Here is a 9,959-nt window from a genome sequence, read left to right as displayed (position 1 = left end):
CCCGTTCCGGTACTCCACAAAATCGGCAGCAAGCCGATCATCGTAGACGCCACCGTCATCATCTTCGGCCGGACACGCTGCACGGCGCCTTCCATGATCGCCGCCGACACATCGGTCATGGTCAGCGTGTTGCCTTTCGCGCGGCGATCGGCCCACGTCTGGTCGAGATACACCAGCATGATCACCGACGTCTCGGCGGCTACGCCGGCGAGCGCCAGAAAGCCGATCGTGACGGCGACCGACCAGTTGTAGTTGAGCAGCCACAGAAACCAGACGCCGCCCACCAGCGTGAATGGGATGGCGAGCATGACAACGAGCGTTTCCGCGACGTTGTGAAAGTTGAAGTACAGCAGCAGAAACACGAGCGCCAGCGTTGCCGGGACGACCAGCTGCATCTTGGCCTTGGCGCGCTCCATGTACTCGTATTGGCCGCTCCAAATCAGGCTATAGCCGGGGGGAAGTCGCACGGTCCGGTCCACCAGCTCGCGTGCCTCCGCGACATAGCTTCCGATATCGCGCCCGACGACGTCGACGTACACCCACGATGTCACCTGAGCGTTCTCGGTCCGCACGACCATCGGGCCCGCCGTGCGCTGGATAGTCGCGACCTGTCCGAGTGGAATCTGCAACGCACCACCCTCCGCCATCGGGGGCGCGCCGCCGCTACGTTGCGCCATGCTTCCGGGCGCGGACATCGGCCGCGGTGCTGCGCCATCGGATCGGCGGCCGTGCATGACGGGCACCAGCACGGCCGCGAGGCGTTCCGGGGTATCGCGCAGTTCCTGCGGGTAGCGTACCCGCACGCCGTACCGCTCGCGCCCTTCGACCGTCTGCGTGATCGTCATGCCACCGATCGCCGTGGCGATCACCGTCTGGATATCGTCGATGTTCAATCCATGGCGTGCCGCGGCGGCGCGATCGATTGCGATATCGAGATAGTACCCGCTCACGGCGCGCTCAGCGAACGCGCTACGTGTGCCCGGTACCGCCTGCACTCGCTGCTCGACTTCCTTTCCGAGCCGCTCCAGGACGGCCAGATCGGGGCCATAGAGCTTGATGCCGACTGGCGTCCGAATGCCGGTAGCGAGCATGTCGATGCGTCCCTTGATCGGCATCGTCCAGGCGTTCGTCACACCGGGCAACTTGACGGCCGAGTCCATGGCGGCAACGAGTTTGTCGTACGTCATATCAGGCCGCCAGTCACGCTTGGGCTTGAGCGCGATGGTGGTCTCGGTCATGTCGAGGCCAGCCGGATCGGTGGCCGTGTTGGCGCGGCCGGCCTTGCCCCACACGCTCGCCACCTCGGGGAACGTGCGCAGAATCGCATCCTGCTGTCGGAGCAGTTCACGTGCGCGCGCGACGCTGATGCCGGGCAGCGTGCTTGGCATGAACAGGATCGTGCCTTCCTCCAGCGGCGGCATGAACTCGCTGCCAATGCGCTGAAACGGGATCCAGGTCAAGATGAACACGACGGCCGCTCCGCTGATCACGACCCAGCGTCGATCGAGCACCCAGCGTAGCACGGGCCTGTACGCCCAGATCATTGCCCGACTGAGCGGGCTCCGGCTCTCGGTGAAAATGCGCCCGCGAATGAAAAAGCTCATCAGCACCGGCACCAGCGTGATGCTGAGCAGGCTCGCCGCCGCCATCGCAAAGGTTTTCGTGAGCGCCAGTGGCGTGAACAACCGCCCTTCCTGCCCCTGCAGCGTGAACACCGGGATGAACGACGCGGTGATGATGAGGAGCGAATAGAACAGCGACGGGCCGACCTCGGTTGCCGCTGCCAGCACGATCGCCTGCCGCTCGTCCGCCGAGAGTGATGCCGTATTGATGGACGTCTGGCCCGCTGGCGCACGACGCTCGAGATGCTTGTGCATATTCTCGACCATCACGATCGCGGCATCGGTCATCTCGCCGATGGCGATGGCGATGCCGCCCAGCGACATGATGTCGGCGCCGATGTTGAATGCCCGTAGCCCAATGAAGGCGATCAGCACACCGATGGGCAGCGTGATGACCGCCACCAGCGACGAGCGGACGTGGAGCAGAAAGACCATGCAGATAAGCGCAACAACGATGACCTCTTCGAGGAGGGTCGCGCGCACGGTACCGATCGATTCATTGATCAGCGCGCTCCGGTCGTAGACGGGGCGCACCACAACACCCGGCGGCAGACCCACCTGTACCTCGGCCAGTCGTGCTTTTACGCGCTCAATCGTGCCCAGCGCATTCTGGCCGAAGCGCATCACGACAATTCCACCAACGGCATCACCGCGTCCATCCAGATCGGCAAGCCCGCGACGCACCGCAGGGCCAACGCTGACTCGACCTACTTCGGACACGCGCACCGGCGTACCGCTGGCCGTGGTGCCGACGACGACCTGCTCGATGTCGGCGATGCCGCGCAGGTAGCCAAGGCCACGCACCATGTACTCGCGTTCTGACAGCTCCATGACCATGGCGCCGACATCGCTGTTGGCGCTCTGCAACGCGGTCATCACTCGCGTGATCGGAATGCCATAGGCGAGCAGCTTGGCGGGATCGAGGTCGACCTGATACTGTTTTTCAAACCCGCCCACGCTGGCGACCTCCGCGACGCCTGGAACGGCAGTAAGCGCGTATCGCAGGTACCAGTCCTGCACGCCGCGCAGCTCGGCCAGATTGAGGCGGCCGGTAGTGTCTTCGAGCGCGTACTGGTAGATCCAACCCAGGCCCGTCGCGTCGGGACCGAGAGACGGCGTCACGGACGCCGGCAGCTTGCTGCGCAGTGCACTGAGGTACTCCAGCACGCGCGTTCGGGCCCAATACAGATCGGTGCCGTCGTCGAAGATGATGTACACGAACGAGACGCCGAAGAACGAGTAGCCGCGCACGCCGCGTGCGCCAGGCACCTTGAGCATTTCCGCCGCAATAGGATAGGTGACCTGATCCTCGACGATGCGCGGCGCCTGCTCGCTGAAGTCGGCCTGCACGATTACCTGCACGTCGGACAGATCGGGGATCGCCTCGAGCGGCGTCGTGAGCAGCGCCCACGCACCAACCGCGGTCAGGATCGCCGTCATCAGAATCACGGTGAGGCGATTGTGGATCGCCCAGGCAATGATCTTTGGCAGCATCGATCAGCGCCGCGGTCGCGACGGCGCGGGGGTGCTGCGCACCGGCGGTACCGGAACGACCGGCTTGGTGTTCACGTCCATCCCCGGCATGTTGCCCATGCCACCAAGTGCCGTGCCCAGATTCGACTCGGCGTCGATGAGAAATGTCGCCGAGGCCACGACCGTATCGCCCGCGGACACACCACGTATGATCTCGATCCGGTCGCCTGCGGCCGCGCCGATGTCTACTTGTCGCGGTTCCAGCTGTCCATCGCGACGCACCACGAATACGAGATTGCGTCCACCCGTCTCCAACACAGCACCTCTCGGCACGCTCAGGACGCGCTGCTCGGCATCGGTGGCCATGAGCAGCGTCGCGTACATGCCGGGCTTGAGGAGCCCGCGGGCATTCGCCAGCGTGATGCGGACCCGAGCCGTTCGCGTGTCCGGTGAGAGCGTGGGATAGATATACGCGATGCGACCAGTCAATCGTTCGCCCGGCAACGCCTCGAACGTGGCGACGACGTCCTGACCGACGCGAAGGCTGGCGAGATCGCGTTCGTACACATCGCCATCCACCCACACCAACGAGAGATCCGCGATACGGTACAGCGCATCGCCGGCCATCACCTTTTGTCCTGCCGTCACGTTTTTCTCGAGCACGACCCCGCCGGTAGGCGCATAGAACGTCATCGTGCGCTCCACTACACCGGTACGCTCGATACGCGCGATATCCTGCTCGGTGACATCCCACCAGCGCAGGCGCTGCCGTGCTGACGCCACGAGGTCAGCCGCGCCCGTGCGCGTCTCGACACCGGCGCCCGACACGGTGTCGGCGAGCCGACGCGCGAGCAACAATTCCTCCTGCGCCGTAACGAGCATCGGGGAGTAGAGCGCGAACAGCGGTGTCCCCCGCGCCACCGGTTTCCCGACGTAGTCGACGTACAGTCGCTCCACCCATCCGTCCACCTTCGGTGCGAAGATACGCAGGCGCGTTTCATCGACCGAGACCTGACCGACCGTCCGCACCTCGCGCCCCAGCGCACCGAGAAGCACCGGCGCGTACGTCACCCCGATGCGGCGCTGCGCGCGAGCGTCGAGCATGACCGTGCGCGCACTGTCGCCCGACAGGGGAGACATGGCGTCGTGCGCGTTTGCTTCCGACGTCGGCCGTGGCAGTGGCGCGGGACGCGTGATGCGCCACGCCAACACGATCGCGAGCACCGGGGCGCCGATCAGCAGCGCTAGACTGACGAGCCGACGTGCGGTGCGACTACCGCCGATCATCGTGACCGCCCTACGAGTGGTACCCACTCGCGATTCGTGAGCATCTCGATTTCTGCCCAGGCGCGACCTTCCTCGGCCACCAGCGCCAACAGTTCTTCCCGATATCGGTTCACGGTCATCCGGTTGTCGAGGACCGCCATGAAATCGATGGCCCCCGTTCGATACGACGCGAGGGAGGACATTGCTGCCGCGTCGGCCTGAGGCACGATCGTCGTACGATATAGCGTGGCGAGGCGACGGGCCCGCGCGAGCGTCGCATACACCTCCGCGACGCGCGCGCGCGTTTCGTTCTGCATATCACGCAGCTCAAACTCCGCCATGGCACTCATCGCAGCGGCCTCGTCGCGCATGCGCGCCTGTCGATAGCGTGCGTGGATCGGTAGGCTCGCCCCAATCATGGCGCTGCCCATGCGGTCGGTGCCCATGTCCATCTTCCGCTCACCGTACTGCAGTCCAAGTCTGAGGTCGGGCCACCGCTCTCGCCGTGCCAGCTGCGCATCGGAGGCAGCAGCGCGCACCATCGCTTCGCCGGCAGCGAGCATCGCGCGTCCGGTCAAGGCCAGCGATTCCATGGATGCGCGGGGCGGTAACGATTCCGGGAACACGGGCAGCACCATTGACGCATCGAGCGTGCGCTCGGGTACACTGGCCAAGGCGGCGAGTCGGACCTGCGCTGCCTCAGCCATTGCTTGCATACGGATGATTTCCTCATCCATGCGTGCGATCTCGACCTGTGCCCGCAACACATCCGCTTGCCGTCCGTCGCCCACCCGATACATCGCCCGAGCGACCGCGGCTACATCACCAAGCAGCTGCCTGGATTCGCCTGCGATCACCTGACGCGCACGCGACGACCACAGCTCATAGAACGCCATCGCGGCTAACGCACGCGCATCCCAACGCACATCGGCCGCCCGCGCCTCCGCGGCCTCAGCGCGCGCACGGGCGGCCGAGCCAGCCGCACGAAGCTTTCCCGGCAGTGGCCACATCTGCATCAGCTGCACCTGACGCATTCCGAGCGTCGGATCGGGCGTGAGGCGAGGTATGAGGTAATTCATCATCCCGAACTGCAATTCGGGGTCCGGTGGGCGGGTGGCTCCCGGCACGCGGGCTGCGGTCGCGCGTGCCAACGCCTGCGCAGCCCGGACGCGTGGACTTGCCCGATCGACAGCATCATACACCCAGCCGAGATCCACCGTAGAGTCTGCGCGTAGCAGCGTCGTTGTGCGCGATGTCTTGCGCGCAATCTCCGCGACCTGTGCGTTGGCAACGACCGGAACGGTACTGGTCGCGATGACCGGCATGACGATGCCTACCGCTCGCATAGCGCACGCTCCGACCCATCGCGAGATCGACGCCTTGAAGCGGCGGTCTTCGTACTCGGCTTCCCGACGGGCGCGCCGACGCCGCGCAAGCCACGTCATGACGGTGCTACACGAACAGGTGTTCACGTCGGCCACCACGGTTGCGAGAATCGCTGATCCACCAACATGCATGGCGCACGGTCAATGCTCAGTCGGGGAGCCGATCACATGGAGTCAGTGATTCCCTGACGGTGAACGCGAACGCGCGTGGTGAGCGAACGATGCCGTCGGAGGTCGTGATATCGCACTGCGACATTACCGCACCGGGCGTTGCTGACCCGTCAGGCATCGGAGCAGATACGGCGCGCGGTATGTCCGGTGGGTCGTATCAATTGCTTGCCAACTCCGCGACCGATCGGAACAGCGCATCAACGCGATCATGCAACGCGTGCTCCGTCGGAAATGCGGCTTGAAGCGCCGTGCGAGTCAACGGCTCGATGCTGTCAGCGGGCTTGCGGCTGAAGTAGTACGCGACATCGGTTCGGAATCTCTTTTGGGGCGGCGGCAGCTGAGCGCGGCGTTCCACCACGCGTTCGATCGCATCGACCAGATCGTCCTCGTGCATAAAGGCCTGGCCGTGCGCGGTCGACGCGGAGTAGTACCGATTGGTGATCAGTTGTTCGTATATGCGCTGGATCTGGTGCGCGAGCGGAATCGAGTAACAGCGGTCGTCGCAAACGCCGAAAATGCGCAGCATCACGACCGGAATGTCACCCCGCCCGTTTCGAAGCAGCTGTCCAGTCCGCACCTTCGACTCCGGGTATGCCCAGGTCGCATTGATCGGCCAGTCCTCGGCAATAAACTACCCGGGCTCTCCCGGCGCGTGCACCAGCATCGTACTGGAGAACACGAACTGCTCGACCTGGAAGCCGCCTTCGTGCAAACCGCGCAACAGCCTCTCCGTTCTCCTCACCGTGACCTCATCGTACTTCGTGCTTGGGGCGCCGAAAACGTCGCAGTAGGCGGCCAGATGAATCACCGAAGCGATGCGCATACCATGATACTCGTCAAGCACGTGCAGCCCGTCGCGAACGCTGTCGTCCGAGGTGAGCTCGACGGGCATGTAGGTACAGCCCGCGGGGGCGGCGGGGGCGCCTTCCGGTCGAATTCCACGACTTGCGGAAAACGCCCGGCGAACTGTCGCATGACCGCTTGCCCGATCTCGCTATTCGATCCGGTGACGAGGATAATGCCGCTTTCTTGAGGCGCGATTACCAAGGACACCCATTCTCCGCAAACGGTCGTGGACGTGCCGAGGAAGTTCATGCTAGCGCTTGCTATCCGAGTTCACCTTGCGCCGCGACACGGGCTCGAACATTCCAAAGCCGATAACCAGGAATGCGACCCAGAACAGCCACCACAGCATATGCATGCCGAGGAGGTGATACCCATCGTAGAAGTGAAACATGTGTGTCTCCCTGTACTGCTGATGTTGGGCGATCGACTTCGTCTCCTTCCTGCCGTGCAGATGAATAGTCCAAGGACATAAGCCCGACCTGAGGGCGGGCTGAACTCGGCGTAGCCGCCGTGTGTCGCAGACCGTTTGGTCCTTGCTCACAACCGAACCATCAGATACTGCATCACGAACTGCTGATCATCGCGGTACGATGCGCGGACGATGCAGGCGATGTTTCCGCAAGTCCCCATTCGTGGCAGAACTTCTCTACCACGCAGCCGCTCATGGCGCTCGTCGCGCAAACTGCGCTCAAGTCGTTCTTCGATCAGGTTCTCGATGCACTCCCGCCAGAGGACGATCCCGTGCCGATTCAGCTTCCTGCCCAGGAGCGCGTCTATGTCCGCGCGGGTCCCGACTTCTCCTGGTATCGAGTGTTTTTGGCGTTCAGAGAGCGCGAAACCACGCGGCGAATGCCCCGTCGGTTTTTAGACATCGTGAAGACGCAGACGAGGTGAGATGGCGAAGACTCGACGGAACGAACCGCTGCACCGCGGCTGGGGATGTGACTGCGCGGAGGATCGTAAATATCGATCGTGCTTCAGGAGAGCGTCAGAGCCAGCCGTTCGTGAAGCCGGCGCGCCGCAGCCCGGCAACGATGTATGCGCTGCCTCGCATGAGCTTCCAGGGAAAGCCGGTCCGGTAGTTCTCGATCATGGATACGTTGGGCCCCTGATTCAAGGCGAGGTGCACAGGGCAAATCCACCCGGATCCATCGTCCGATGTCGAGGGGTATGTCGGATTGAAGCTGCCGATGAATCCGTATGACGTACGCGTCTGCGGATACACTTCCTGACAGTGGCGAATAGCCGGCAGCGCAATCTCCGGCGCAAATGGCAGCGAGGCGATGATGCCCCACGGCGCGAGGGTGCCGTCGTCGGGACCATTCGGCACTCCGCGAGCGCGGTACCCAAAGAACTCACGCTCGACGCCGTCGATGTTACGGAGATCCGGCCCGGGGCCGTCACTGGCGGTCAGACCCCAGGCCGACTCGCCGTAGCCCACGAACCCGAACGGGTTTTGCACGGCGTACGCCTGCTGCACGTAGGTGGCTCGGCGGCTGTTCTCGAAGTAGTCGATGCGCTTCTCGCGCATGAATGCGTCCTGGATTCCACGGCAATCGATCCACAGCTGCGAGAACTGATGAATGAATAGCGGACCGGCGTGGAGGAGCTCGTGCCCGTAGAGCGAGCTCCATGCAAAGGTCGACGTCCAGGCTGTGTAACTTTCCGTCGGCAGCGGACACGTCGGGGAGCCGAGGCCCAGCACATACAGCAGCAGCGCCTCGTCATAGCCCTGCCATCGGTACGGCAGGAACCCGCTCTCCGGCCTCCAGCCATGCGTCACGGTAGCTCCGCCGTTCTGCGCCCAGCGCCAGTCAACTCGCCGATAGAGTGCGTCGGCAAGCGCACGAATCTGCGCCTCGTCGTCCGTGTCGCCGTCGAAGTACACGGCGGCGGTCAGCATGCCGGCGAGCAGGTAGGTCGAGTCGACCGTCGACAGCTCGGACTCCCACACGCGACGTCCGGTCTGCATGTGGAGAAAATGGTAGTAGAATCCATTGTATCCGGTGGCATCTGGCTCGACACCTTGCGGGCTGTTCCAGAAAAACTGAAGCGTCGTGAGCGTGCGCTCCGCAGCCCATGCGCGGGAGCAGAAACCGCGCTCCACCCCGACGGGATACGCCGCCAACGCAAATCCCACCACCGCGATACTGGCCGGTGCACCATCGGCCGTCGTGTCCGCGACGAGTCCGTTGACAGGATTCCCTTGGTCGAGCAGATACGCGAACGTGTCGCGTTGCAGCGCGTGGAGCATGTCGTCCACTAGCGGCCCGCGCCCCATGCCCAATCGCGAATCTCGGGCATGTCATCGCCGTACTCGCGGATGTAGCTCGTATGCGCGGCCAGCTTGTCATGAAGGAACTGTTTCACGGGTGCGGCGCGCGCGGCCAGCCCCGGTGCGCGATCGATCACGTCGGCGGCCAGATGAAACCGGTCGAGATCGTTCAGCACCGTCATGTCGAAGGGCGTGGTCGTGGTACCCTCCTCCTTGTATCCGCGCACGTGGAGATTCCCGTGGTTCGTACGCCGATAGGTGAGGCGATGAATGAGAGACGGATAGCCGTGAAAGGCGAAGATGATTGGCTTGTCGCGTGTGAAAAGCGCGTCGAATTCCGCGTCGCTCAGTCCGTGCGGGTGCTCCTTCTCCGGCTGCAACGTCATCAGATCCACGACGTTGACGACACGGATCTTGAGATCCGGGACGTGCTGTCGCAGAATCTCCACTGCAGCCAGCGTTTCCAGCGTCGGCACATCGCCCGCACACGCCATCACCACATCGGGGTCATGGCCGTCATCGTTGCTGGCCCAGGTCCAGATACCGAGCCCGGCTGCGCAGTGTGTGATCGCGGCATCCATGTCGAGCCACTGGGGCGCAGGCTGCTTGCCCGCAACGATAACGTTGACGTAGTGGCGGCTGCGCAGGCAGTGGTCCATCACCGACAACAGGCAGTTGGCGTCGGGCGGAAGGTAAACCCGCACGATCTCAGCCTTTTTGTTCATGACATGGCCGATAAAGCCGGGGTCCTGGTGTGTGTAGCCGTTGTGATCCTGTCGCCAGACATGCGAGGCCAGCAGGTAGTTCAACGAGGCGATCTTCCGTCGCCACGGCAGGTGTGACGTGACCTCCAGCCACTTGGCATGCTGGTTGAACATCGAATCCACGATGTGGATGAACGCCTCGTAGCAATTGAATAGT

At 63.7% G+C, this 9,959-nt stretch carries 8 protein-coding genes and 1 pseudogene; 1 reads left to right on the top strand and 8 read right to left on the bottom strand.

Annotation, left to right across the window (positions count from 1 at the left end; translation table 11 throughout):
• The 6 genes from ACLL97_RS21005 to ACLL97_RS20980 all read right to left on the bottom strand — a co-directional run.
• Positions 1-3,116, bottom strand: a 3,116-nt coding sequence (locus ACLL97_RS21005; RefSeq protein ID WP_411282437.1) for an efflux RND transporter permease subunit, incomplete at its 3' end; no start/stop codon positions are given.
• Between the two features lie 3 nt (positions 3,117-3,119).
• Positions 3,120-4,382 carry an efflux RND transporter periplasmic adaptor subunit gene (locus ACLL97_RS21000; RefSeq protein ID WP_411282436.1) on the bottom strand — a complete coding sequence of 421 codons (1,263 nt, stop codon included), beginning with the start codon at positions 4,380-4,382 and terminating at the stop codon, positions 3,120-3,122.
• Positions 4,379-5,806 carry a TolC family protein gene (locus ACLL97_RS20995; protein WP_411282435.1) on the bottom strand — a complete coding sequence of 476 codons (1,428 nt, stop codon included), beginning with the start codon at positions 5,804-5,806 and terminating at the stop codon, positions 4,379-4,381. Before ACLL97_RS20995 ends, ACLL97_RS21000 begins: the two co-directional genes overlap by 4 nt.
• 268 nt (positions 5,807-6,074) lie before the next feature.
• A complete protein-coding gene (locus ACLL97_RS20990) occupies positions 6,075-6,494 on the bottom strand; it encodes a hypothetical protein (protein WP_411282434.1) in 420 nt (139 codons plus the stop codon).
• A 54-nt stretch (positions 6,495-6,548) separates the two neighbouring features.
• Complete coding sequence (locus ACLL97_RS20985; RefSeq protein WP_411282433.1) at positions 6,549-6,809, bottom strand: hypothetical protein; 261 nt, start codon at positions 6,807-6,809, stop codon at positions 6,549-6,551.
• A gap of 204 nt (positions 6,810-7,013) precedes the next feature.
• The gene (locus tag ACLL97_RS20980) at positions 7,014-7,154 is read right to left on the bottom strand and encodes a hypothetical protein (RefSeq protein WP_411282432.1); all 141 of its coding nucleotides are present in this window, start codon (positions 7,152-7,154) and stop codon (positions 7,014-7,016) included.
• A gap of 272 nt (positions 7,155-7,426) precedes the next feature.
• Here ACLL97_RS20980 and ACLL97_RS20975 point away from each other — a divergent pair, with 272 nt between their 5' ends.
• Positions 7,427-7,657, top strand: a complete 231-nt coding sequence (locus tag ACLL97_RS20975; RefSeq protein WP_411282431.1) for a hypothetical protein — start codon at positions 7,427-7,429, stop codon at positions 7,655-7,657.
• 94 nt (positions 7,658-7,751) lie between these two features.
• Here ACLL97_RS20975 and ACLL97_RS20970 read toward each other — a convergent pair whose 3' ends face one another.
• Both ACLL97_RS20970 and ACLL97_RS20965 read right to left on the bottom strand, forming a co-directional pair.
• Positions 7,752-9,017 carry a glucoamylase family protein gene (locus tag ACLL97_RS20970; RefSeq protein WP_411282438.1) on the bottom strand — a complete coding sequence of 422 codons (1,266 nt, stop codon included), beginning with the start codon at positions 9,015-9,017 and terminating at the stop codon, positions 7,752-7,754.
• 8 nt (positions 9,018-9,025) lie between these two features.
• A pseudogene (locus tag ACLL97_RS20965) lies at positions 9,026-9,959 on the bottom strand (phosphoketolase); the annotation flags it as partial.

It is taken from the genome of Gemmatimonas sp., assembly GCF_046594945.1.
Taxonomy (GTDB): domain Bacteria; phylum Gemmatimonadota; class Gemmatimonadetes; order Gemmatimonadales; family Gemmatimonadaceae; genus Gemmatimonas.
The sequence above is the reverse complement of the archived record's forward strand: the minus strand, read 5'-3'. Positions and strand labels throughout refer to the sequence as shown.